The 24,357-nt window shown below is 58.2% G+C and carries 24 protein-coding genes and 2 tRNA genes; 9 read left to right on the top strand and 17 right to left on the bottom strand.

Annotated features, from left to right (window positions below; genetic code table 11):
- Positions 1-267: 267 nt before the first annotated feature.
- The 9 genes from AC1RR7_RS18255 to AC1RR7_RS18215 form a co-directional block, all read right to left on the bottom strand.
- Positions 268-1,644, bottom strand: coding sequence for an efflux transporter outer membrane subunit (locus AC1RR7_RS18255; protein WP_493158098.1), 1,377 nt, complete (start codon positions 1,642-1,644; stop codon positions 268-270).
- Between the two features lie 5 nt (positions 1,645-1,649).
- The gene (locus tag AC1RR7_RS18250; RefSeq protein WP_493158097.1) at positions 1,650-3,668 is read right to left on the bottom strand and encodes a MacB family efflux pump subunit; all 2,019 of its coding nucleotides are present in this window, start codon (positions 3,666-3,668) and stop codon (positions 1,650-1,652) included.
- Positions 3,665-4,825 carry an efflux RND transporter periplasmic adaptor subunit gene (locus AC1RR7_RS18245; protein ID WP_493065955.1) on the bottom strand — a complete coding sequence of 387 codons (1,161 nt, stop codon included), beginning with the start codon at positions 4,823-4,825 and terminating at the stop codon, positions 3,665-3,667. Before AC1RR7_RS18245 ends, AC1RR7_RS18250 begins: the two co-directional genes overlap by 4 nt.
- Positions 4,826-5,015: 190 nt before the next feature.
- Positions 5,016-6,332 (bottom strand): flagellar hook protein FlgE, encoded by a 1,317-nt coding sequence (gene flgE, locus AC1RR7_RS18240; protein WP_096818063.1) that lies wholly within the window; start codon positions 6,330-6,332, stop codon positions 5,016-5,018.
- A gap of 30 nt (positions 6,333-6,362) precedes the next feature.
- Entirely contained in the window at positions 6,363-7,088 is a 726-nt protein-coding gene (gene flgD / locus AC1RR7_RS18235) for a flagellar hook assembly protein FlgD (protein ID WP_096818065.1), read from the bottom strand.
- Between the two features lie 15 nt (positions 7,089-7,103).
- A complete protein-coding gene (gene flgC / locus AC1RR7_RS18230) occupies positions 7,104-7,547 on the bottom strand; it encodes a flagellar basal body rod protein FlgC (protein WP_007960329.1) in 444 nt (147 codons plus the stop codon).
- Positions 7,548-7,550: 3 nt separating this feature from the next.
- The gene (gene flgB, locus AC1RR7_RS18225; protein ID WP_007960328.1) at positions 7,551-7,958 is read right to left on the bottom strand and encodes a flagellar basal body rod protein FlgB; all 408 of its coding nucleotides are present in this window, start codon (positions 7,956-7,958) and stop codon (positions 7,551-7,553) included.
- A 241-nt stretch (positions 7,959-8,199) separates the two neighbouring features.
- Positions 8,200-9,027 (bottom strand): protein-glutamate O-methyltransferase CheR, encoded by an 828-nt coding sequence (gene cheR, locus AC1RR7_RS18220; RefSeq protein WP_007960327.1) that lies wholly within the window; start codon positions 9,025-9,027, stop codon positions 8,200-8,202.
- Positions 9,028-9,074: 47 nt separating this feature from the next.
- Positions 9,075-10,007, bottom strand: a complete 933-nt coding sequence (locus AC1RR7_RS18215) for a chemotaxis protein CheV (RefSeq protein WP_007960326.1) — start codon at positions 10,005-10,007, stop codon at positions 9,075-9,077.
- 82 nt (positions 10,008-10,089) lie between these two features.
- Here AC1RR7_RS18215 and flgA point away from each other — a divergent pair, with 82 nt between their 5' ends.
- From flgA to AC1RR7_RS18195, 4 genes are all read left to right on the top strand, one after another.
- Positions 10,090-10,851 (top strand): flagellar basal body P-ring formation chaperone FlgA, encoded by a 762-nt coding sequence (gene flgA / locus AC1RR7_RS18210; protein WP_096818067.1) that lies wholly within the window; start codon positions 10,090-10,092, stop codon positions 10,849-10,851.
- 194 nt (positions 10,852-11,045) lie between these two features.
- A complete protein-coding gene (flgM, locus tag AC1RR7_RS18205; protein WP_096818069.1) occupies positions 11,046-11,372 on the top strand; it encodes a flagellar biosynthesis anti-sigma factor FlgM in 327 nt (108 codons plus the stop codon).
- Between the two features lie 48 nt (positions 11,373-11,420).
- Entirely contained in the window at positions 11,421-11,888 is a 468-nt protein-coding gene (locus AC1RR7_RS18200; RefSeq protein ID WP_096818071.1) for a flagella synthesis protein FlgN, read from the top strand.
- 95 nt (positions 11,889-11,983) lie between these two features.
- Positions 11,984-12,730: a flagellar brake protein gene (locus AC1RR7_RS18195; RefSeq protein WP_096818072.1), complete on the top strand. Its 747-nt coding sequence runs from the start codon at positions 11,984-11,986 to the stop codon at positions 12,728-12,730.
- Positions 12,731-12,804: 74 nt separating this feature from the next.
- Here the strand turns inward: AC1RR7_RS18195 and AC1RR7_RS18190 are convergent, their stop codons facing one another.
- From AC1RR7_RS18190 to AC1RR7_RS18175, 4 genes are all read right to left on the bottom strand, one after another.
- Complete coding sequence (locus AC1RR7_RS18190) at positions 12,805-14,175, bottom strand: MFS transporter (RefSeq protein ID WP_102621018.1); 1,371 nt, start codon at positions 14,173-14,175, stop codon at positions 12,805-12,807.
- A 68-nt stretch (positions 14,176-14,243) separates the two neighbouring features.
- Positions 14,244-15,485: a glutamine synthetase family protein gene (locus AC1RR7_RS18185; protein WP_173861370.1), complete on the bottom strand. Its 1,242-nt coding sequence runs from the start codon at positions 15,483-15,485 to the stop codon at positions 14,244-14,246.
- A gap of 219 nt (positions 15,486-15,704) precedes the next feature.
- Positions 15,705-16,397 (bottom strand): sensor histidine kinase, encoded by a 693-nt coding sequence (locus AC1RR7_RS18180; RefSeq protein WP_096818078.1) that lies wholly within the window; start codon positions 16,395-16,397, stop codon positions 15,705-15,707.
- The gene (locus tag AC1RR7_RS18175) at positions 16,394-17,998 is read right to left on the bottom strand and encodes a tetratricopeptide repeat-containing response regulator (RefSeq protein ID WP_192558748.1); all 1,605 of its coding nucleotides are present in this window, start codon (positions 17,996-17,998) and stop codon (positions 16,394-16,396) included. The genes AC1RR7_RS18180 and AC1RR7_RS18175 overlap by 4 nt, the downstream gene beginning before the upstream one ends.
- A gap of 222 nt (positions 17,999-18,220) precedes the next feature.
- On the opposite strand from AC1RR7_RS18175, the gene AC1RR7_RS18170 reads away from it, so the two are divergent.
- Positions 18,221-19,600, top strand: coding sequence for a lysozyme inhibitor LprI family protein (locus tag AC1RR7_RS18170; protein WP_493158096.1), 1,380 nt, complete (start codon positions 18,221-18,223; stop codon positions 19,598-19,600).
- A 72-nt stretch (positions 19,601-19,672) separates the two neighbouring features.
- Here the strand turns inward: AC1RR7_RS18170 and AC1RR7_RS18165 are convergent.
- Positions 19,673-19,749, bottom strand: a tRNA-Arg gene (locus AC1RR7_RS18165).
- A gap of 283 nt (positions 19,750-20,032) precedes the next feature.
- Between AC1RR7_RS18165 and AC1RR7_RS18160 the strand changes: the two genes are divergently transcribed.
- Both AC1RR7_RS18160 and AC1RR7_RS18155 read left to right on the top strand, forming a co-directional pair.
- The gene (locus AC1RR7_RS18160) at positions 20,033-20,263 is read left to right on the top strand and encodes a hypothetical protein (RefSeq protein ID WP_493065960.1); all 231 of its coding nucleotides are present in this window, start codon (positions 20,033-20,035) and stop codon (positions 20,261-20,263) included.
- Between the two features lie 19 nt (positions 20,264-20,282).
- Positions 20,283-20,462, top strand: coding sequence for a PA3371 family protein (locus tag AC1RR7_RS18155; RefSeq protein ID WP_249482435.1), 180 nt, complete (start codon positions 20,283-20,285; stop codon positions 20,460-20,462).
- Here the strand turns inward: AC1RR7_RS18155 and phnN are convergent.
- Positions 20,437-21,006: a phosphonate metabolism protein/1,5-bisphosphokinase (PRPP-forming) PhnN gene (gene phnN / locus AC1RR7_RS18150; protein ID WP_493158095.1), complete on the bottom strand. Its 570-nt coding sequence runs from the start codon at positions 21,004-21,006 to the stop codon at positions 20,437-20,439. The two genes, AC1RR7_RS18155 and phnN, sit on opposite strands and share 26 nt — an antisense overlap.
- Before the next feature lie 389 nt (positions 21,007-21,395).
- On the opposite strand from phnN, the gene AC1RR7_RS18145 reads away from it, so the two are divergent.
- Positions 21,396-21,722 (top strand): Arc family DNA-binding protein, encoded by a 327-nt coding sequence (locus AC1RR7_RS18145; RefSeq protein WP_003178899.1) that lies wholly within the window; start codon positions 21,396-21,398, stop codon positions 21,720-21,722.
- A 114-nt stretch (positions 21,723-21,836) separates the two neighbouring features.
- On the opposite strand, the gene mgtE is transcribed toward AC1RR7_RS18145, so the two are convergent.
- Complete coding sequence (gene mgtE / locus AC1RR7_RS18140) at positions 21,837-23,279, bottom strand: magnesium transporter (protein WP_085730362.1); 1,443 nt, start codon at positions 23,277-23,279, stop codon at positions 21,837-21,839.
- Positions 23,280-23,598: 319 nt separating this feature from the next.
- On the opposite strand from mgtE, the gene AC1RR7_RS18135 reads away from it, so the two are divergent.
- A complete protein-coding gene (locus AC1RR7_RS18135; RefSeq protein WP_493158094.1) occupies positions 23,599-24,117 on the top strand; it encodes a cell envelope protein SmpA in 519 nt (172 codons plus the stop codon).
- 19 nt (positions 24,118-24,136) lie between these two features.
- On the opposite strand, the gene AC1RR7_RS18130 is transcribed toward AC1RR7_RS18135, so the two are convergent.
- Positions 24,137-24,213: transfer RNA gene (locus AC1RR7_RS18130), tRNA-Arg, on the bottom strand.
- Positions 24,214-24,357 lie beyond the last annotated feature (144 nt).

Raw genomic sequence — 24,357 nt, 5'->3', positions numbered from 1 at the left:
ATCCTTTCATCAAGACCCTGACGAAAGAGCGCGCACCTTACATTGCGAAACAACTAAAAACAATAAAGAAAACTCCCACAACCAAAATTATTTATTAATTAAATAAACTCAAAAAAATCAACAAACACGCAAAAACCTACAACCTTAATTGCATATAAACCATTGACCCAAATCAAAAAAATACGCTAACTAAAACCAGACACGCGACACAATCTTCCTTAATTAAAAACAACGCTCCAACAAGTTAACGTTTGTCTGCACAATAAATTAACGCGCGAAGCCTCCGCCCAGCGCCAGGTACAGTCCCATTTGCGCCTGCAGTCGGTCGAAGCGATTCTGCGCCAGCGAAATTTGCGCGGCACGACGGCTCTCTTGCAGATCCAGCCACTCCTTGATACCCGTTTGCCCGCTGCGATAACGAATTTCGGCCAACCCTTCGGCTTTCATTGCGGCGACCAGAGCCTGCTCTCGCCGTACCCCCTGATCAGCAAACTGCACTTGCGCCGACAGCGCATTTTCAACTTCCGCCAGCGCGATATATAGGCTCTGGCGAAAATCGATTATCGCCGCCTCATAGTCCACCGCCGATATACCCACTGTGTACTTGCGAACATTCCATTGCACAAACGGCAGACTGATACCAACGCCCAATAGACCGACAGGGTTATTGAGCACTTGGCTTAACTCCCGACTACCACCCGTCGCCAGACCGCCAGTCAGTGTGAACGAAGGATAGAAACTGGCACGCGTTGCGTCATAGTTCGACAGCGCCTGGCGTAATCGCCATTCAGCCGCCTGCAGATCCGGGCGTCGATCAACCAGATCAGCCGGCAAGCCTGCCGGCACACTCGCCAATGCCATCGAAGGTAATTGCACAAGTTCTGCAAACCGATGCTCGGGTGCCTGATCGAAGACAATGGCCAGTGCGTTGCGCGCCACTTCAAGTTGCTGCAGATAGTCGCTCAATACAGCACGCTGCGTGGCCAGGACCTGCTCGGCTTGCGCCTCTTCAAGTCCGGTCGCCGCACCCGCCAGACGTTGGGACTGCACCAGTTGCAACGTCTGCTCGGCGTACCGGATACTTTCCCGCGCAGACCGGGCCAGTTCGTTGAACAGGCCGATCTGCCAATAAAGGCGCGCTGTCGTACCCACCAGACTCAGCGCACTGGCACGCCGGTCAAAATCGGTCGCCAACAGCGCCCACTGCGCGGCATCGCGCGTACTCGCCAGCCGCCCCCACAAATCGACCTCGTAACGCACCGACGAGTTCGTGGAAAATCGACGCTGGCCTGAATTGTCTCGATGTAGATTCCTGCTCCAGTCCGCCCCCGCCCCCACGTCCAGATCGGGCGTGATATTGGTCCCGGTGAGTCCTGCCTGAAGCGCTGCCCGACGCACTCTGAGCGCAGCCACTGCAAGATCGTTATTGCGCGCCAGAGCGTCGTCAACCAAGGCGTTCAGACGTGGATCATCAAACGTTTCCCACCATCGCTCCCGCACACTCAATGAGCGCTCACGGGATGCGTCACCAAACCAGAAGGCCGGCGTCTTCACTTCCGGTTGACGGTATTCGCTGTGCAGCAGGGCGCTGCAACCACCCAACAACAAAGGCAACTGCAATGCCCAGATCCACTTGCGCTTCATGTACTTCATTCTCGGGACAACGCCTGAATGGGATCAAGCCGGGCGGCATTGCGCGCCGGGATATAACCGAACAACACGCCGACCAGCAGCGAACACAAACACGCTGAAATCATGGCCAGAGCCGTGAACTCCATAACGATTGCCTGCACGAAGTAGCCGAACACCTGGCTGATCAACAACGAAAGCAGGACGCCCAACAAGCCCCCTAGCAGACAGACCAGCACAGCCTCGATCAAAAACTGCTGCAGAATGTCCGCGCGCCGCGCGCCGACGGCCATGCGGATGCCAATCTCCCGGGTACGCTCGGTGACCGATACCAGCATGATATTCATCACCCCGATACCACCGACCAAGAGCGAAATGAACGCCACGGCAGAGATCAGCAGCGTCAGGGTGTCCGTGGTTTTCTGTACGATTTTCAGGATGCTGTCGCTGGAACTGAGGAAAAAATCCGCGCGCCCATGACGTGCCACCAACAATGTTTGCAGTGCTTGTTCTGCCGCGGGACTGGCAACCTGCTCCTTGAGCCGAACCTTGATCGAATTGAAATGGCTCTGCCCCAACAAGCGCCCCATTACCGTCGTATAAGGCAAATAGACTTGCAGGCTCGGCCCTGAAAAACCGTCATCGCGACTTTCCATGACCCCCACCACCGTACAAGGCAGGCCGCCAACCAGGATGACTTTGCCCAGCGGTTGCTCCCAGTCCTTGAACAGCCGTTGTCGAGTGTTGTGGTCAATGATCAGTGTCTGAGCGCGGCGCATCACATCGCCCGCATTGAACATCGCGCCCTGGCTCACGCGGATGCCCATCACCTGAAAGTAATCCTGGCTGACACCATTGACCGTGGCACTGACATGCAGATTGCGATAACGAATCGTCCGGCTGCCATTGACCATCGCAGAAACACTGTCTACCCAGGACTGCGCCTGGATGATCCGCAAGTCCACGGGCTGCAATGTCCGGATTGAAGCTGCCTGCTCATCACCCCAATCCTTGCCGGGATAAACATCGATGGTATGGGTGCCCATCGCACTGATATCACGCAGCACCCGGGTCTGTGCGCCCTGCCCCAGCGCTACCACCGAAACCACCGAGGCAATACCGATGACGATCCCGAGCATGGTCAGCAATGTGCGCATGCGATGGCTGCGCAGAGAGATCCAGGCCATCTTGAAGGCCTCGCTGAAGCGGCGCCAATGCACCGCCGTCGCGTCACGCTCCTGAGTTTGCGGGATGTCGCCTGGCTCGGTGACCGGCGCCGCAAGCACCTTGCGGTCGGCATTCAAACGATCACCGACGATTTCGCCATCATGTATCTCGATGATGCGGTCTGCGTACTGCGCCACCTGCGAGTCATGGGTCACGATAATGATCGTGTGACCGCTGCGATGCAGTTCACGCAGGATCGCCATCACCTCCTCGCCACTGCGCGAGTCCAGCGAGCCGGTGGGCTCGTCGGCCAGAACAACCGCACCGCCATTGATCAGCGCACGAGCAATGCTGACCCGTTGCTGCTGCCCACCGGAGAGTTGCGCTGGCCGATGCAGCATGCGCTGACCCAGACCGAGACGTTGCAGCAGCCCCCTGGCCTTTTGCCGATGCTCGGTAAACGACTGATCGGCGTAAATGGCCGGCACCTGCACGTTGGCCTCCGCACTCAGATGCGACAGCAAATGAAAGCGCTGAAAAATGAATCCGAAATGCTCACGACGCAGCGTCGCCAGCTCATCGCTACTCATTTCGGCCATGTCAGCACCGTTGATGCTGTAGCGGCCAGCAGAGGGACGATCCAGGCATCCGAGGATATTCATCAGACTGGATTTTCCAGAGCCCGACGGCCCGACGATCGCTACCATTTCACCGGCGGCGATGGTCAGGTTCACGTCGCGCAGCACATGAGTCCGTGCCTCACCCTCGGCGAACCAACGCTGCACGCCTTCAAGAGCCAACAACGGCGTGACCGGCAGCTCGTCTTTCACGGGGTCTGGCGTCCAGCCATGAAGATTACTGGTGCTGCTCATCGAGGCTCCGGCTCTTCGCCGAGAACGACTTCGTCATTTTCCTTGAGCCCGTCCAGCACCTGAACGCTCAGGTCATTTCGCAACCCGGTTGTCACCAGCACCGTCTGCGGCTGACCATCCACCAGTCGGCGAACTTCGTAGCGACCGTCAGCGGCACGCTTGCCCAGCGCAGCCACCGAGACCGTTGTGGCTTTGGGCACCGAGTCGAGCAGAACGCTGACCTGCGCCGTCATCGAGGTGCGCAACGAACGATCGTCATTGGGTACGTCAAACAGCGCGTTGTAGTACACCGCTGCATCGGCGCCGCCGGCAGTCGAGCCACCGCCACCCTGCATTTGATCCTGCCGGGCAATGGACTCGGGCGCCGGCTCTACCGCCCGTATATGGCTGGTAAAACGCCGGTCCGGATCACCCAGAATATTGAAGGACACGGCCTGGCCCGCCTTGACCCGAACCACGTCAGCTTCCGAAATTCGCGCTTCGACCGTCATCCGGTCCAGACGGGCAAGTATCAGCAATGTCGGGACACTCTGTGCGGAAACGACGGTCTGGCCCTGTCTGGTCACCACGGCAATGACCTCGCCGTCCATCGGCGCACTGATCCGCGTATATCCGAGGTTGACTTCGGCGATCCTGATTTCTATCTCCGCCTGGGAAATCTGCGCAGCCAGGGATGCCAGCTCGGCGCGCGAACTTTGCAGCTGCGCCTCGGCAATTTCCAGATCGGCCCGCGATCCGGCTTCACTGGCAACCAGGCTTTGCTTGCGACGAAAATCAAGTTCGTACTGGCGGATCATCGCCTGTCGGGCTTTGTATTGCGCGCGGACACTGAGCAACGCAGCCCGGGATTTGAGCAATTCATTCTGTGGCAGCAACGGGTCGATTTCAGCCAACAGCTGACCCTGGCGAACCGTATCACCCAACCCGGCTTTCAGACTCTGGAGTTGCCCATTGACCTGCGCGCCGACGCTGACTTGCTGGAAGGGCTTGACCGTACCACTGGCCAATACGGTCTCTTCAAGATCTTCAACGGTGACGGTCGCTGTCAGGAATTTCTTTGGAGGGGTGCCCCAGCCTTGGCCCCATACAAACCAGACCAACAAGGCAACAACGGGCAGCGTCCCGAACACGATTCGGGAGCGAGAGAAAAAAACCATGAAGTAGTCGTTACATCCCTGTCAGTGGTTGGGCGAACCGCTCATTGGCGCCCGGGTATAGCGTGAGCAGGCGTGTGAATACACGCGCGCAAATGCGAATGCAGCGGACGAGTGGCCCCGGCGCGCGCATTAAACAAGAAAGCCCCTCAAAGAGGGGCTTTCCGTTACAGCTTTTTACAAAGCATCGATATCAGGTCATCTGAATGATGGTCTGCATGATGGTGCTCTGGGTGGAGATGGTCTTGGCGTTCGCCTGATAGTTGCTCTGGCCCTTGATCAGGTCTACCAGCTCGTTGGTCAGGTTAACGTTGGACTCTTCCAGCGAGTTGGACTGGATGGAGCCCAGGGTGCCGGTTTCCGGAGCGTCATAACCCGGAATCCCCGACGCGAAGGTTTCCTTCCAGCTGGTACCACCGATCGCTTGCAAGCCTTGTTCGTTGGTGAAGCTGGCCAGCGCAACCTGGCCGATGGCCTTGTTCTGGTTGTTGCTGAAGTTTGCGAACAGGGTACCGGTGCCGTCGATGGTCAGGTTAGTGATCTGGCCAGTGGCATAGCCGTCCTGAGTCGGGATCGAGCGCGCGGTGTCGGCGTTGTACTGAGTGGTACTGGCCATCGAAATGGTGATGCCGGCCGGGTTTGCTGCTGCACCGTTAGGCTTGAAGGTGCCGTTGACGACATTGCCTGGTACCCAACCGGTGATCTTCAGGTCACTGCTGATCACCGGACCAGGCAGAGTGCTGACCTGAGTCAGCTTGCCAGCAGAGTCGAAGGTCATGGTCGAAGGCACCGGGGCGGTGGTTTTCGGATCACTGCCGGTAGCGTCCGGGTTGCGACCGTCGACCAGGGTGTAGACCTTCCAGGTGTTGGCACCGGTTTTCACCACGTACTGATCCATCGGGTGCATGTTGCCCTGACTGTCATAGATCGGGGTGCTGAACGACTTGGTGTAGGTCGCCAGGTTGGTCGGGTCGAATTTGCCGGCTGGAACCGTGTCGTCGATCACCGGAGCGGTCGAGTTCAGGTTGATGGTCGAAGTCACCAGCGAAGTGGACTTCGGTGCCAGGTTCGAGGTGTCGATCTTCAGGTCGGTCAGTACGCCGTTGATGACCTTGCCGTTGGCATCCACACCATAACCTTGCAGGCGCGAGGTGTAGTCGGTGTTGGTGATGAAACCCTTGTCGTCGACCTTGAACGTACCGGCACGGGTATAGGAAATCGAGCCGTTGTTGCTCATGGTGAAGAAACCGGAGCCGTTGATGCCCATGTCCAGCACGTTACCGGTGTTGTTGATGTCACCCTGGGTGAACTGCTGGGAAACGTTGGCCAGGCGCACGCCGTTGCCGATGACCTTGCTGCCGCTACCCAGGCGAGTCGCCGAGTAGACGTCTTCGAATTCTGCGCGAGACGATTTGAAACCGGCGGTCGCGACGTTGGCGATGTTGTTGCCGGTCACGTCCAGTTGCTTGTTGGCTGCATAGAGACCGCTAAGGCCGATATTGAAAGACATATTCCACTCCTTTGTGCCGGTTAGTCGGCTCTATATACCAATGGTTTGTACTTTGGACAGGGCAACGGTGCCCTTGCCGGACAGGTTGAGCATCAGCTCGCCGCCGGTCTGGCTGATCGTCACGCTGGTGACGGTGGCCGGCAGGTAGGTCGCCATATCGGTCGCGGTGCCGTTGATCGATGCGTTGGCCTTGACGGTATAGGTACCGGTCTTGACCAGGTTGCCGTCCTTGTCCTTGCCGTCCCAGGTGAAGCTCGCGGCGCCTGCGGCGCGACTGCCCAGATCGAGGGTGCGAACAATCGTGCCGCTGCTGTCGGTGATGCTGACGGTGCCGCCGGCAATCGACGACGGAACGGTGACCGAACCGGTCATGCCTTTGCTCGGATCGTCGAGCTGGACCGAGTTGGTCTGCACGATCACGTTGCGACCGACCAGCGAAGAAGCCTGCAGGGCTTGCGACGAGTTGTAATTGCCGGCCAGCGAACTCACGGTGCTGTTGAGGGTAGTAATACCCTCGAGGCTGCTGAACTGCGCCAACTGGGCAACGAATGCGCTGTTGTCCTGCGGGTCGAGCGGGTTCTGGTTTTTCAGCTGGGTTACCAGCAATTGCAGGAACGCGTCCTTGCCCAGGGCCTGGCCGCCGGTGGAACTGTTAGTGGCCGAAGCAATGCCATCGGTTGTCGAACTGGTCTTTTTCGACGAGTTCGCCAGGATGTCCTTCATGCTCAGGCTGCTGGTGGTATCGGAAACACTCATGGCAGTCGCCCCTTATTACTGACCGAGGGTCAGTACCTTCTGCATCATGGTTTTGGCCGTGTTCATCATTTCGGCGTTGGTCTGGAACGAACGGCTCGCGGAAATCATGTCAGCCATTTCTTCCACCACGTTGACGTTCGGGTAGTAGACGTAGCCCTTGGCGTCGGCGGCCGGATGGTTCGGCTCGTAGCGCGCTTCGAGGTTGCTCTGGTCTTCGACCACGCCCATGACCTGCACGCCCTGGCCGGCCGCGTCCTGGTTCTGGAACAGCGAGTTGCTGCCGCCGCTCTGGCCGCCCTGGAACATGGTGGCGAACACCGGGTGACGGGCGCGATAGGTCTGGTCGATGCTCGACGAGACGGTTTCGGCGTTGGCGATGTTCGAAGCCACGGTGTTCAAACGCGTGGTCTGTGCGCTCATGCCGCTGCCGGCAATGTTGAAAACGCTGGACAGGGACATGGATTACTCTCCGCGCAGGGCTGACACCAGCCCTTTGAATTTGCTGTTGAGCAGCGTGAAGCTGGCCTGGAAGCCGACGGCGTTTTCCGCGTAGTTCGACTGTTCCAGCTGGGCATCAACGGTGTTCTGGTCGATCGACGGCTGCATCGGCGTGCGATACATCAGCGACTCGTCGCCATTGCCCAGACCTTCAGCTTCGATGTGACGGCTGTTGGTCATGTTCAGGGCGATAGTGCCGTTGGCGTTCTTCTGGCTCTGTGCCTCGAGCACTTTGGAGAACTCCAGATCCCGAGCCTTGTAGTTCGGGGTGTCGGCGTTGGCGATGTTGTTGGCCAGGACTTCGGCACGCTGGGCGCGGAAGCCCAGGGCTTTTTCGTGAATTCCGAGCGCTTTATCGAAGCTGATGCTCATGTCGGGAACCTTCAGGTGACCGGGTTTTTCGTAACTGGGTTATAGCAAGCGTCGTGCCAGTTTTAAAAAGCCCCGGATTCCGGGGCTTTGCAGGTGATCGGCAATGCGGCAATGCCAGAAAAGCGGCAACGGGTTTCCGCCGGATGCCGCTTTTCTGCCGCTTGCCGTCACTGCAAAAACGGCCAGGCATAAAAAAACGGGAGCCCCTGAGGACTCCCGTTTTTTGTGTTGCCGGTGCCAATCACTTCGCCTGGTAAATGATCCCCGGGCTGCACTGGACCATCTGGTAATGGTCCGGCAAACCGTTCAGCGCTTCGGAAGCGCCGAGGAACAGATAACCGCCCGGCTTCAGCGTGCTGTGAATACGCAACAGGATGTCTTTCTTCACCTCGGCGGAGAAGTAGATCAGCACGTTGCGGCAGAACACGATGTCGAACTTGCCAAGGCTTGCGTAGCTGTCGAGCAAGTTGAACGAGCGGAATTCCACCCGGTTCTTGATCGGCGCCTTGATCACCCAGCGTCCCGGCCCTTTCGGGTCGAAGTAGCGCTGCAGACGATCGGCGGACAAACCGCGACCGATCGCCAGGCTGTCGTACTCGCCGGTCTTGCAGTTGGTCAGCATGCTGCCGGACAGATCCGTGGCAACGATCTGTACGCCCATTTTCAACTGACCGATGTTGGTCCGTTCGAACTCGTCGATCGACATCGACAGCGAATAGGGTTCCTGACCCGACGAGCACGCCGCCGACCAGATCCGCAGACGCTGGTTGGGAGCGGCCTTGATCGCTTCGGGCAGCACCTTGTTCTTCAAGACTTCAAACGGATAGGTGTCGCGAAACCACAGGGTTTCGTTGGTCGTCATGGCATCGACCACCTGCTCGCGCAAACCGCTGCGCGGCTGGGTCTGGATGCGCTGTACCAGCTCACCCAGGGACTTGATGCCTTGCTGCTCCATCAGTTTGTTGAGACGGCTCGAGACCAGGTACTGCTTGTTTTCACCGAGCAAAATGCCACAGGCTTTTTCCAGGAAGACCCGGAACTGTTCGAAATCCAAATTACCCGTAGACAAATGATGCCGCCTCTTAAATCGTGTTGATCGCCAGGGACGAAAAGTCCCTAGCTGATATCTGCTGCTTTGATCCGGTCGACTACCCGGGATGCCAGGTCATCAGGACGGAATTTGGCCAGGAAGTCATCGGCACCGACCTTCTTGACCATCGCCTGGTTGAACACACCCGACAACGAAGTATGCAGGATGATATGAAGCTTTTGCATGCGAGGGTCGCTGCGGATTTCGGCCGTCAGGGTGTACCCGTCCATCTCCGGCATTTCGATGTCGGAGATCATCATCAGGAACTCTTCTTCCGGCTTCTTGCCCTCATCGACCAGCTTGCGCAGGTAATCCAGCGCCTGCTTGCCGTCGTTCAGCGCCACCACTTCAACGCCAACCGTCTGCAGGCAACGCGTCACCTGCTTGCGCGCCACCGACGAGTCATCGACCGTCAGCACCCGCAGAGACAGCGCCTTGCTCTGGGTCTCGACATCCACCACGCCGACCGAAATCGCTTCCGGTGTCGGTGCGACTTCCGCCAGCACCTTCTCGACGTCGATGATTTCGACTAACTGATTGTCCACCCGAGTCACAGCGGTCAGGTAATGATCACGACCGGTCCCCTTGGGTGGCGGATGGATCTCTTCCCAGTTCATGTTGACGATACGTTCCACCGAGCGCACCAGGAAACCCTGGGTCTTGGTGTTGTATTCCGTGATGATCACGAACGGACTGTTCTTGTCTTTCAACGCCCCGGAGCCGGTTGCCATTGCCAGATCAAGGATCGGAATGGTCGCCCCCCGGATATTCGCCACCCCGCACACGACAGGACTGGACTTGGGCATCAGCGTCAGTTGCGGGCACTGCAGCACTTCCCGAACCTTGAACACGTTGATCCCGTAGAGTTGCTGGCCGTCGAGACGGAACAACAACAGCTCCAGGCGATTCTGCCCCACCAGTTGCGTGCGCTGGTTCACCGAATCCATTACACCAGCCATGCCCAGACTCCTACACCAACGCCAAGTGTTGTTGCGACGCACATTCATTGCTAAACGGCACGGCGCTTGCTTTTTAACTCTTATGAACATTCAAACGACATTTTTCCGACGCCTGACATCCCCCCTTCGCAGAGGACTTTGCGCGGTGTCTGCCGCTTGCCTGTTTTTCGCGGGCAGCCCTGCCATTGCTGATGCGGTTACCTTGCCTGACATGCTTATCGGCGTCACTCAGGGCTTTCTTGAATTCACCGTAGAAGACTATCTGGCTACCAGTCAAACGGAAGGGCGTTATGAAATCGAGGTCAAGCAGCTCGATCCGCGCATGCACATGCCTATGTGCGACAAGGAATTGACAGCGTCGCTGGAGAGCCCGGCACGTCCTTTGGGACGCGTAACCGTCAAGGTTCGCTGCGAAGGCGCCTCCCCCTGGACCGTGTTCGTACCCGCTCAAGTCCGCCTGTTTCGCCCGGTCGTGACCACCACTCGCCCGCTCAAGCGCGCCGGCATCATCGAGCCTCAGGACGTGACCCTGCGCGAGCATGATGTGAGCCTGATCAACCAGGGCTTCCTGACGTCGGTGGATGAGGCGATCGGGCAAAAATTAACCCGACCAACGGTCGCCGACCAAGTGATTACCCTGGTGCATCTGGAACAGGCGGAAGTCGTTCGCAAAGGCGATCAAGTGGTGATTACCGCCCGCAGCGGCACGCTCTCCGTGCGCATGCCGGGCGAGGCCCTGTCCAACGGTGGCCTGAAAGAACAGATTCGAGTGAAAAACCTCAATTCCCAACGGGTCATCAAGGCGCAGGTCATGGCGCCGGGCCAGGTGGAAGTGGCAATGTGAGCAACGATTGGAGCAATGACAGGAAAGCCTCGTGAGGGATCGCGCAGAAAACTGGCGCCAACCTGAGCTGTTCCCTAAACTGTGCCGCAGCAGGATCTGTGCGGCGCATGCAGGCTCATTGGTAAAAGAGCCTAAAGTTTTCCAGGGGATGGCCGAGAACATGGCAAGCGTCCAAATTCCCAGAGGTTTTTAACATGGTCATCGATTTCAGCCGTTTGAACAGCTCCTCGTCACTTACGGGCAGTACACGTACCAGCACGCCTAAGGAAACCGCCGAAACCGGTACTTCCGCGACGCTGAATACCCCGGCCGAACAGGCCAGTACCGCAAAAAGCGGGGAATCGGTACACCTCAGCAATGAGGCTCAACAGTTGCAGAAGGTCACTGACAAGCTGCGCGATCAGCCTGCCGTCGACAAAGCCCGCGTGGCCGAGTTGAAAGCAGCGATTGCCGATGGCAGCTATAAAGTCGACAGCAACCGTGTAGCCAGCAAACTGCTCAACTTCGAAGCCCAGCGCTAGGCCTCGGTCAGCGCCAGGCTTTTGGACGCTTAAAACCCAAGGCCAGCCATGCACGACACTACTTTATTGCAACTGATCACCGACGACTTTGCTCCAGCTCAACAATTGCTGGAGTTACTGCAATCCGAGTCCCTCGCCTTGCACGGTCGCGACATGCCGCTGCTGGAAGAAATTCTGGCGCGCAAACAGGCATTGATCATTCTGCTTGAGCAGCATGGCCGCAAACGCAGCGAAATCCTCGCCAGCCTCAATCTGTCGCTCGACCGTCAAGGCCTGGAACAGCTGGCCAGCCAGTCGAGCATCGGCGAGCAGTTGCTGACCCAGAGCGACGTTCTGACCGATCTGATCGCCCAGTGCCAGGCGACCAATGCCAAAAATGGCCAGTCGATCGTGATTCAGCAGGCCGCCACGGCCAATCAGCTGAAAATCCTCACCGGCGGCGAGCCACCCGCGCTCTATGACGCCAGTGGCACCTTCTCCAAACTGCAGAAACCCCGCGCGCTCAGTCAGGCGTGATGCGTTCTTCTATGCTTGCGCCCTATCAACGCGCGAAACATGCTGGCAAAATACTGGCCAGCCGTAGTCAAATTTTGTCTGGAGATTGATTTAACGTGTCCAACGTCCTCAGCGCGGATGATTCTCCGCAGCCACCAAAGGTGCTCACCACGCCTCTGGAAATCTCCAGCAACCTGCGCCAGCTGCAAGAGAGCCACGATCCGCTGATCATCACCTTTCACGAACGCAGCCAGCGCTTCCAGAGCTACCTGATCAAGGTTGACCGGGATACCGCCACGATTGCCCTGGATGAAATGATCCCGCGCGATGGCGAACGCTTCCTGCTGGCGGGCGAGCCGTTCAAGGTCGAAGGTTTCCATGAAGGCGTACGCATTGCCTGGGAATGCAACGGCACGCTGGATATCAAGGAATCCGACGGTGACCGCTTTTACATTGGCGAGATGCCCACCGAAGTGGTCTATCACCAGCGCCGCAACGCCTTTCGCGCGGCACTGAAGCTGACCGATCTGGTCAGCGTCGAACTGGGTGGCGAAAAGCTCAAGTCGCCGATCGGTGGCAAGTTGCTGGATATTTCCGCCACCGGCTGCAAGCTGCGTTTTGAAGGTGATATCACCGACCGCCTGCAACTGGGCCAGGTCTACGATCGCCTGATCGCCCCGCCGCTGTTCGGCAATCAGCCAACATCGGTCGAGCTGCGCTACCTGCACTTCGAAGAAAAACTCAACATCACCTTCGCCGGCCTGCGTTTTCACAACATCAGCGGCCCGGCGGCGCGTAACGTCGAGCGTTTCGTCTATCAGCTGCAACGTGAAGCACGGCGTTTCGACAAAGACGATCTCTGATTCGTACGCACCATGAAAAACGGGCAGTCCCTTGCGGTGACTGCCCGTTTTTTATGCCTGGTGTTTTTTCAGAATCAAGGCCTGGCGCCGCTGATGTCCGGCGCAGGATTGTCGTTGCCGGCCTCAGGCTCCACAGGTGACTCAGATTCAGGTGCAGACTCAGGTGCCGGTTCAGGCGCGGCGTTATTCTGCATCTGCTCCTGCACCACTTGCTCATCGACCCGCGGATCGAGCGCGGCCACCAGCGGCGAACTGGACATGCTGTCCGGCATCGCCACGTGATGCAGCGGTGCGTCGTCGACCTGGTGCAGATTGGTCACGGCTTTCGGCCGGATGCGCCACACCAGCACCAGCGCGAAGAAGCTGAAGAACGCATACAGGCTCTGGCTACCGAACATTTTCATCAACACACCGGCCAACAACGGCCCGATGCTGGCGCCGACCCCGTAGGTCACCAAGAGCATCGCCGTCAGCGAGACCCGCCGATCCCCTTCGACATGGTCGTTGGAGAACGCCACGGCCAGCGGGTACAGGCAGAACTGCACCAGCGAGCACAGGAAACCGACGCCGAACAAGACCTCCAGTGGCACCTGCGGCAGGATCGCCAGCGGCAACGCGGCTACGGCCAGAAACCCGGCAAAGCAACGGATCAGCAAGGCCCGGTCATAGCGGTCCGAGAGCCAACCCAACGGCCACTGCACCAGCAGCCCGGCGAAAATGCAGGTACCCATGAACAGACCGACCTGCTCGGTGGACAACCCCTGCTGCGAGGCATAGAGCGGCGCCAGACCGTAGAACGAACCGATGATCAAACCGGCACCGAGTACCGTACTCAACGACTGCGGTACGCGCTTGATGAAGAAGCGAGGCTCCATCGGTGCCGGATGCAGCGGCGCCGGGTGAATCCGCCGGGTCAGTGCCACCGGCACCAGACACAGAGCAAAACACAGGGCGACCAGCATCAGCAGTTCCAGGCCCAGCCCCGGGTGCATGACCAGAATCAGCTGACCGAGTACCAGCCCCAGGTACGAGGCGATCATGTAGCCGCTGAACACCACGCCGCGCTGGTTGGCGTCAGCCTGTTCGTTCAGCCAGCTCTCGATCACCATGTACTGGCACATCATGCCGAGACCGACGATGGTCCGCAGCACCAGCCAGGCCGGCAACCAGTCCACCAGACCATGACCGAGCACCGCCGCGCCGACGATCCCGGCACACGCCGAGTAAGCGCGGATATGCCCGACCCGGGCAATCAACCGGTGACCGATCTTGCCGCCCAGCACCAGACCGAAATAGTTGGCCGCCATCAACGCACCGACCCACAGTCCGTCGACATGGTCGGCCGCCAGACGCAAAGCCAGATAAGTAGAAAGAAGGCCCGAGCCGATCAACATCATCAGCGAGGCGAAATACAACGCTCGAAAGGATTTCCAGATTTGGCGCATCGGCGTTCCGAGCGGCTCCTTGCGGTGAGTATCGGGCTATCAAACGATAGCCCGATGGCGACAGTTCGTCAGGCCTGGGCGGCTAGAACACGCCGTTCCCAGGGAGTGATTTCATCAAAGAAACTGGTCAACTCCATGGTTTTCGAAGCGATGTAGCCTTCGATGAACTCCTTGCCGAACAGTTCCTTGGCCAACTGGCTGCGTTTCAGACGCTCAAGTGCAGCGTGCATCGTGCACGGCAGCGAAAGATTGTCCGGCACTTCGAATTCACCCTGGATCGGCGCGCTCGGCTCCAGCTCATGTTCGATACCGTGCAGACCGGCCGCCAGACTCGCGGCAATCGCCAGGTAAGGGTTGGCATCGGCGCCCGGCAAACGGTTTTCAACCCGACGGGCAACCGGCGAACTGGCCGGGATCCGCAGGCCGGCAGCACGGTTGTCGTGAGACCAGCAGGCATTGTTCGGCGACGCAAAGGGATGGCACAGGCGCTGGTAGGAATTGACGTTCGGTGCAAACAGCGCAGTGAAGTCGGCCATGCCCGCCTGCTGCCCGCCGATGAAGTGGCGGAACATCGCGGTCGGCTGACCGTTCTCATCGCTGAACACATTCTTGCCGCTGCCGATTTCGACGATGCTCTGGTGAATGTGCATCGAACTGCCCGGCGTGTGCGCCAGCGGCTTGGCCATGCAGACCACGGTCAGGCCATGCTTGAGCGCGACTTCCTTGAGCAGGTGCTTGAACAGGAAGGTCTGGTCGGCCAGCAACAGCGGATCACCGTGCAACAGGTTGATCTCGAACTGGCTGACGCCCATTTCGTGCATGAAGGTATCGCGCGGCAGGCCCAGGGCCGCCATGCATTTGTAGACTTCACTGAAGAACGGTCGCAGACCGTTGTTGGAACTGACGCTGAACGCCGAATGACCATCCTCGCGACGACCGTCGAGACCGACTGGCGGCTGGAACGGTTGGGTCGGGTCAGTGTTCGGAGCGAACACAAAGAATTCGAGTTCAGTCGCCACTACCGGCGCCAGGCCGAGAGCTGCGTAGCGAGCAATGACTTTCTTGAGCTGGCCACGGGTCGACAGGTTGGAGCTTTCGCCGGTCAGTTCGTCGGCATCACAGATGGCCAGCGCGCGCGGCTCCTGGCTCCACGGTAGAGGATGGATTTGCGCAGGGTCGGCCACCAGCGCCAGGTCGCCATCATCGCTGCCGTAGAACCGCGCAGCGGGATAGCCCCCCATGATGCATTGCAGCAGCACCCCCCGGGCCATCTGCAAACGCCGCCCTTCGAGGAAACCCTCGGCGGTCATTACCTTGCCTCGTGGTACGCCGTTCAAATCCGGCGTGACACATTCAATCTCATCAATGCCCGTCAATCGCTGCGCGAGTGAACGCTGGCCATCGGTTGTCATGACGCAATCCTTGTTATTGTGCGAGCCGCGAACGGCGACCCGGACAAAATAGGCTTCAGCTGTTCGGAATATCAAGCAGCGGCCAACAAAAAGACTTCGAGTCGATGAATCCGTGATTCAGGGCAGGTAAATACTGAACACACCGCCACCCAACGGCCCGCCATTGCGGATCTCGGTCCGGCCACCGACACCGTTGCGCTGATGCAGCGCCGCGATGCGTCCGGCGAAGTACAGACCGAGGCCGGTACTGCCGCTGCTGTGATTGATGCCCTGCACATAATCGGCCTGACGCTCGAGCATCTCGACCGGGTAACCGGGGCCATCGTCATTGATGCTCAGAACCAGCTGCCCGGCTTCGTCGCTGACGGTGATCAGCAGCGATTCACGGGCGTAACGGATCGCGTTGTTGATGCAGTTGCCGAGCACCGAGGCGATCAGTTCCCGGTCGAAGAAACCCAGGGGGCTGAGCGGGTCGACTTCGTATGTGGCGATGATTCCACGGCTGGCGAAAACCTCTTGATGAGCCGCCAGTTGCGCCTCGATGAAATCGTCCAGCTCGTGATAGGCCGGCTGCAACGGCATCTGGTTGACGCCGAGCTTGTACAGCCCGAGCAGCTGTACCAGCATGCCGTTGAGGTGGGCGAATTCGAAGTCGATCACGCCCTGCTCCGGCACCTTGCGCTGGGCCTCGGGCAGACGCGCCAGCCATTGACTGTGAGCCTGCATCAGCATGGCCAGAGAGTTCTTCATGTCGTGCACGGTGGAGGCAATCACCGTGGAAAAGTCCAGTGCCTGCTCGTCTTGGTTCATTCGCCAAACGCCTTGCTTTTCAGCTTCTGATAACGCGGATAACGCGCGTCGGTGTCGGGCATCATGCCCACCAGTTTCAGGCAGGCCCGACATTCTTCCAGCTCCGCCGACGGCACACTGGTGTCGGTGCCGTGCAGCAGCGACTGCGCCATGTTCAGCGCAATACTGATGTTCTTCGGTTGCATCTTCAGCGCCTTGCGGAATACCTCGCGGGCCTCCACCAGGTTGCCGGTCTTGTACACGCGCACGCCCTGACGGTTGAGGTCGGCGGCGGCATTGCTGGAGCTGAGAATAGTCGGGTCGTCGGTGAGCTTGGCGATGTCTTTCATCACCGTCGGGTCATCGCCGTAGATTTCCGCGCAGCTCTTGAGCATCGACGTGCCCGCCTCGGCCTGGCCGAGCATCTGCAATTGCTTGGCGACCAGCAGCGCGGCTTCGGGGCTCATGAACTGCTCCATGCCGTCGAGACGCATCAGCGCTTGCTCGGTGAGTTTCTCGGCGGTCTCGGCGTCGTTGAGCAGCAGACTGGTGGCCTTCATCAGACGCGCACGAATCTGCAGGCCGGGGTCGGTCGGGTTTTCCTTGGCCACGGCACTGAGGGTGGTGTTGATCTCCAGTCGCGTGCGGGTATCGAGGCCTTTCTCGCTGCCCTTGCTGATCAGCGCATGGGCCAGGCCCAGATTGCTCTCCGGGTCCTTGAAGCGCGACTGCGCGCCTTGGGACACGGCCTGACGGTAGGCCCGCGACGCCGTGTCGAAATCCTCGTTGGCCATCGCCAGTTTGCCGAGCAGTGCCTGGCGACGTACCGCCAGCGGCGACAGACGGATCGCCTCTTCCAGCACCTGTTGCGCGCCCTTGGTATCGCCTTCAGCCACCAGGACATCCGCCATGCCGTCGTACAGCGCCGGCATCATCGGGAATACCTTCAGGGCTTTTTCATACACGCCTTTGGCCTGGGCAATCTGACCGCGCTTGAACAGCAACTTGCCCAGACCGGCAAATGCCCATGGCAGCGGTCGGTCGGCGATGATGCTGTCATACAGCCGCTCAAGTGCTTCGTTCTGATTCATGTCGCGCAAGGCATCGGCGCGGTAACGCAGGCACAGCGGCGAATAGCGGATGTCCTGTTTGCACAGGGCGATACAGGCGTTGAGCACTTCGACCGGTTTGCCACGGTCGAGGGCCTGCAGAATCGGCTTGAGCAGGGTCTTGCGCTGCTCCAGACGCTCCAGGCGCTGGGCCAGGCCGATGCGGTTGAACGGCTTGGTCAGGTACGCATCCGGCTCGTGCTCCAGGGCACTGAGCACCATCGCCTGACTGGTCTCGGCGGTGACCATCACAAACACCGCTTCGTGACTGATCAGCTTGTCCACCATCAGGTCTTCCAGCACCTGCTGACCGTTTTTCTTGCCGTCACCGAGGTGGAAGTCCTGGAGGATGAAGTGATAGGACTTCTGCGCGCACATTTTCAGCGCCTGCTCACCGGTGTCGGCGGTGTCCACGTCCTTGACGCCCAGCTCGCGCAACATCGAGCGTACGGAACTGCGGAAATCCGAGAAATCATCGACGATCAGAAAACTCTTTTGGTGATACGACAGCATCGAGGATTTCCAGGCAATTGAAGAGGATGGACCGAGGGCAAATTTCAGGCGCGCAGATGATAGCTGCCGGCCAAATGCTATCAAGCGATTTCGTGCGACTCTGAAGTCACCGAACGGGTTATCGGCCGGATCAACGGTTCTCTTGAAGCGGGGCTTCAAGATTCGTTGTACAGCGATTACCCTGCGCGCCTGCTCCCACCCTCCTACTTCAAGGTTTTCATCGTGTACATCAAAGGACGCTACATCGTGTCGGCCTGTGCACTGCTGTTTTTCCAGCAGGCACAGGCGCGCGGAATGGACTGCACAAAGGCTGTGAGTGTTGTGGAAACCACCATTTGTGCGAACAAGCCTCTGTATGAGCTGGATGCGCAGATGGCCTCGATTTATGGGCGGTTAATCAGGGCTATTGCGCCGGGACAGGCCGGGATCAAGACTGCCCAGCGCGAGTGGCTGAAGACAAGGGAAGCGTGCGGCGAAGATGTGGATTGCCTGAATCGGAGCTATTCACATCGCATAGAAGGATTGCATGCGCAGTGGATCGACGCCGTCGCCTATCAACCTGACGACACCGACAAACAGGTCATGCAAGATCTGCAACAACGCATTCGCGCCGCGACCAAGGTCAAACCGGAGTTCGCCCTGGAACGGGCGCTGGGTTCTCTCACGATCAGCAAGGGTCAAACCTCATTCGATGGCGATCCAAATGATGACCCGTCCGAGGATCACACACTGTTTCCCAAAACCATTCCCAAGGGTGTCACACAGGATGAATGGAAGGCGCTGACCGCATCAGGACTCGAAGCAGATGCAGAGCAAGGTCGGGCCAGTTACACACTTGTGGATCTGGACGGTGACGGTCAACGCGACTTACTCATTGCAACCTACACCGGCGGCACCGGCCTGTTCACGTTCTATGAAACCTTTCGCCGTGATGGAGAGCGGTTTACTCGCCGATTGACGCCTTATGATCCTGAATCAGGCGCTGGCAGCTCGTTGTTTTCCGTTAGTGAACGCGGAGCCGAACAATGGGCAAGCTGGATCAAGTCTCACGGGAGAACCTATCTCGCCTTCCGCGATGGCTCATACGGTGTTGATGAGCTGTACTTGATCAATCCCCTGAAGATCAATCGTCAGATACCAACAATTACGGTTCGGTACGACTACCAACTCACCGTGCCCCGCAACCAAAACCGCGAGAACGACAATACCGCCTACAAGCTTCAACCAGGTTTGCAAAAGACGCTCAGCCAAGCGTTGACCAAATCGAACGCTGGCAAACCACAGCAGCCGAGCGAGCATAAAGGCCCTCTCTGCCCCATTCCTGCATCGGGAGAAGGCGACGATACCTACTACAGCTATGGTGCCGGCTACTACGTAGACGAACCTGTGACCGATATGCCGGTGATCATCGGCAAAGAGTGCTACATCGCAAGATTGATCAATTGGTATGGGCGTTACGGCGATAAAGACGGGCTGTATGCAAAGTTGATGTTGCGCAAGCCGGGGTCGACGGATCCGGAGCAGAGTTACTCGGTCAGAGGACGTCGACATGTGACGCAGGTCAGTTCCGAGATCAGTACTCGCGGAGCCGAGCTTTTCTAGCAGTTGATTCTGCGCCGCCGAGAGCCACAAAAAAGCCCCGCCAGATCACTCTGCGCGGGGCTTTTGAATGTGTGGTGTCCCAGGGCAGGTTCGAACTGCCAACCTTCCCCTTAGGAGGGGGATGCTCTATCCAATTGAGCTACTGAGACACAGGACTGTCGGTGCGACAGACGGCGTGCATGTTAACGGCCAGGCCCTGATTTGTCATGTCGTCCGCAGGCTTTTTAAGTGTAGGCAGGCGCCCTGCAATGCAGTCGGACGTTTTATCGTGCAATTTGCACCCCTCCAAAAAGCCATCATTGCAGAATGCAATCCACGCCCTGCTAAAAACCCTGCTAAATGCTTGTTTTTAAAGGACTTGGCAGCGGTTAGACTAGTGGCACGACGGCTGCTTCAGCGGTTCTTATAAAAGAACAACTGGAGAACCGCCTCATGAACCGCGTCCTCTTGCTCGCCAACGCAATCGCCCTGATGGTTCTGGTGGGGTTTCAATTCGTTCCCCAGCACAGTGAGGCAGTAGCCCAGCGCATGCCGCATTACCTGCAAGTACAGAAGGCGCCACAATGGGCGGTACTGAGCGATCAGCGCGGCGGAGTTGCGCAAGATGTCAGCGAGTCAGATCAGGCACAGACGACACCGATGTCCGAACGCCTGGTGTTTTGAATCATTTTCGGAGTACAGCATGTCCAAATCCGCCCTGGGGTTGTTGATCCTCGCTTTCTTGAGCGGTGTTTTGCATTTCTCGCTGTTCGAAGAGACGGAAATCTCTTTGCCCCTGATTGGCTGCGGCGTTTTCGCTGTGCTGTTTGCGCTGGCCCTGGTTGCCGGGCGCAAGATCAAGTTTGATCCGGTACTGCGTTGAGCTTGATTAGATCCAACAGGTGACCAACGGCATCGGCCAGGTCGCCCGAATTGTCGATCAGATGCACAGTCATGTCAGTTGAACGCCTTTCCTTGAACAGCGCATTGCGAGCGAGCCTGGCATCGATCTGTTCAAGCGTCTCCCGGCCACGCCTGAGCAAGCGCTCACGCAACACATCATCCCGAACCGTCAGCAACACTGGCACCAATGTCGGGTAGCCTTCCAGCGCTTGTCGAAGGTTCGCCCGAGAGCCGTTGACCAGCACATGCTTCCCGGCTTTCAACCATTGGTCCATTTCCACCGGAATTCCGTAAGAGAGGCCGTTGGCTTGCCACGCGAGAGAAAATTCCCCGGCGCGCTGACGCTGTTCGAACTCTTGCAGCGTCACACCGATCGCATCCTCGCCCACCGATTCAGCCGAACGCGTGATCACCCGCCGCATCACTTCGCAGTTCAACGCACGTAATGGCTCACGCGCAGCCTCGATCAGACTGTCCTTGCCGGAACCGGATGGCCCCATGAGATAAATCAGCCTGCCATCCATCCTGAAAACGCCCTCCGGCGGGCATTTGCCCCTAGTAAATCGGCCATTTGCCACTATCCTGTACAAGGTAAGGAACAAGGATTCTAGCCGCATAGCATGCACGGTCTGACGTCTTCGGGCATCTGTTCGTGCGCTTCAGGACGCGGTCAGCGATACGGGCCGACGCATTCTTTTCAAACCAGTCCGCATTTCTGATAATTGGTGCTGGCATTACGCCTTTACCCGGATCAATATTTGTCACAGAATTGACGCCAATGATCTGGCAATTTTGAGGCATGATGCGAGCCTCTTAACAATTCAGGTTGAACCATTTGGCGCGGATGCTTGTCCTACGACTCATCCTGCGGCCAATCCCGAGAACCGCTCCCCTGAACTAACCGGTTAAATATATGCGCCCATTGAAACAGGCAATTTATTCCAGCCGTACGGCTGACAAGTTCGTCGTACGTCTGCCAGACGGAATGCGTGAACGCATTGCCGAGGTGGCTCGCAATCATCATCGCAGCATGAACTCCGAGATCATTGCGCGCCTTGAGCAGAGTCTTATTCAGGAAGGTGCACTGGGCGAAGAGCTGAGCATGCGCCTCGACAGCCCGGAGCTTTCGCTGCACGAACGCGAGTTGTTGCAACGCTTCCGCCAACTCTCCCATCGCCAGCAGAACGCGCTGGTTTCTCTGATCGCCCACGACGCCGAAATGGCCGCAGACGCATCCTGAGTCAAACCGAACATCTCAAGCCAGCATGAATGCTGGCTTTTTTTTGCCCGCTATTCGGGTTTTTCAAGGACGAAAAAAAGCCCGCCAATCGGCGGGCTGTTTCGATACGGACAATCAGAGCAGGAATATCGTCGCCAATCCCAGGAAGATGAAGAAGCCACCACTGTCGGTCATGGCCGTGATCATCACGCTGGCCCCCATTGCCGGGTCTCGCCCCATCTTGGCCAGGGTCATCGGGATCAACACCCCCATCAGCGCCGCCAGCAGAAGATTCAGCGTCATGGCAGCCGTCATCACCACGCCCAGCGACCAACTGCCATACAGCAAGTAAGCCACCACGCCGATCACACCGCCCCAGACCAGGCCGTTGATCAACGCCACGGCGAGCTCCTTGCGCATCAGGCGCGACGTGTTGCCGGTGCTGACCTGATCGAGCGCCATGGCGCGAACGATCATGGTGATCGTCTGGTTGCCGGAGTTACCGCCAATGCCCGCCACAATCGGCATCAGGGCCGCCAATGCCACCAGCTTCTCGATCGAGCCCTCGAACAGGCCGATCACCCGCGACGCAACGAATGCCGTGATCAGGTTGATCGCCAGCCACGCCCAACGGTTGCGCAGGGATTTCCAGACCGACGCGAAAATGTCTTCCTCTTCACGCAGACCCGCCATGTTGAGGACTTCGCTTTCGCTCTCCTCACGAATCAGGTCGACCATTTCGTCGATGGTCAGACGGCCGATCAGCTTGCCGTTCTTGTCGACCACCGGGGCCGAGATCAAGTCGTAACGTTCGAACGCCTGAGCAGCGTCATAGGCGTCTTCGTCCGGGTGGAAACTCACCGGATCGCTGGCCATCACTTCGGAAACCTGTTTCTCCGGATCATTGACCAGCAAACGCTTGATCGGCAGCACGCCCTTGAGCACGCCGTCGTAATCGACCACGAACAGTTTGTCGGTATGGCCCGGCAGCTCTTTGAGGCGGCGCAGGTAACGCAGAACCACTTCAAGACTGACATCCTCACGGATGGTCACCATCTCGAAGTCCATCAGCGCACCGACCTGCTCCTCGTCATAGGAAAGGGCCGAACGCACACGCTCGCGTTGTTGCTGATCCAGGGTCTCCATCAGCTCATGGACGACGTCTCGCGGCAGCTCGGAGGCCAGGTCAGCAAGTTCGTCGGCATCCATGTCCTTGGCGGCAGCCAGGAGCTCGTGATCGTCCATGTCGGCGATCAGCGTTTCACGGACGGAGTCGGATACTTCGAGAAGAATGTCGCCGTCGCGATCAGCCTTGACCAACTGCCAGAGCGTCAGACGATCGTCCAGCGGCAGGGCTTCAAGAATGTAGGCAACGTCGGCGGAGTGCAGATCATCGAGCTTGCGTTGCAGCTCGACGAGATTTTGCCGGTGGACCAGGTTCTCGACCCGGTCATGATGTGCGCCTTCCTGGCGGTGAGTCAGGTCTTCGACGACCCGTTGGCGCTGCAGCAGCTCAACGACCTGAGCCAGGCGATCCTGCAGGCTTTCCTGTGTTTTCTTTACTTCGATTTCGGACATAGGCGAACTCCACTCCCAGCAGCGGGGCACGCCGGAAGGATCAATCAGTCAATTCATGATTGGTAAAACGGGGTACTGAGTAACTACTGGGTAAGTCCATGGAGGTTTTCCATAAGCCCCGGCGGGGCTGACGGGCGCAATGATACACCGCCTGACGGTTTTAAACGTTAAAAATCTAGGCTGAAACAAGCGCTTGCGAGACAAACCTGAGCGCTGTCCTGACTCTTCAGACTGCGACGACTCATCCTGAAAAGAAAACACACCGGCGGTGAAAAAACTGCCGGCTACGCTTGAGGAGGAACGTCATGGAGGACGCCGAATGCCATCGAAAACATCCCGATTCATGCTGACCACCCTGCTCTGCCTCCCACCCACAGGGAACGCAACGACACTTCATCGCTGCGAAGCCCCTGACGGCAGCCTCACCTTCACGACACTGAGCTGCGCGAACGATGAGCATCTTTCACTTCAGGAAGTACGCCCCTATTCGCCTGGCTCCACGGTGGCACTGATGCCCGAAGCCCGGCACGAAGAAATATCCGGTATGAATATCAGAAAACGCGAAATGGCCGTCGTAGGGCGCACCCAGGACAAATGCGGAGATCTGATCGACGCGCGACAGAAGCGCGAAGCAATCATCAATCAACGAATCATCGCCGGCATGAGCCAACAGGACGTTGAAAGCGCCCTGGGCAAACCCGACAAGGTCAGCATTCGCAATTCGGCAACGAGCTATCGTTACGACCTCAAGCGAGGTCGCAGTGCTCAAGTCGATTTTGATGAGAAAGGATGCGTGACGGGAAAAGCCAAATCCCGGACAGCAAAAATCCCGCGTTAAACGCGGGCTTTCTGGTATATGGTGCACTCGACAGGATTCGAACCTGTGACCGCTCGGTTCGTAGCCGAGTACTCTATCCAGCTGAGCTACGAGTGCATTTTGTGTTTTTAGACCAGACCACAACTGGCTGAAGCCAAGTTACTTACATTGCTGCAACTAACTCTTAAATGGTGCACTCGACAGGATTCGAACCTGTGACCGCTCGGTTCGTAGCCGAGTACTCTATCCAGCTGAGCGTAC

It is taken from the genome of Pseudomonas sp. GW821-FHT11G12, assembly GCF_058808055.1.
Note: the sequence above shows the minus strand (reverse complement) of the source record. Positions and strands in the feature narration are given on the sequence as shown.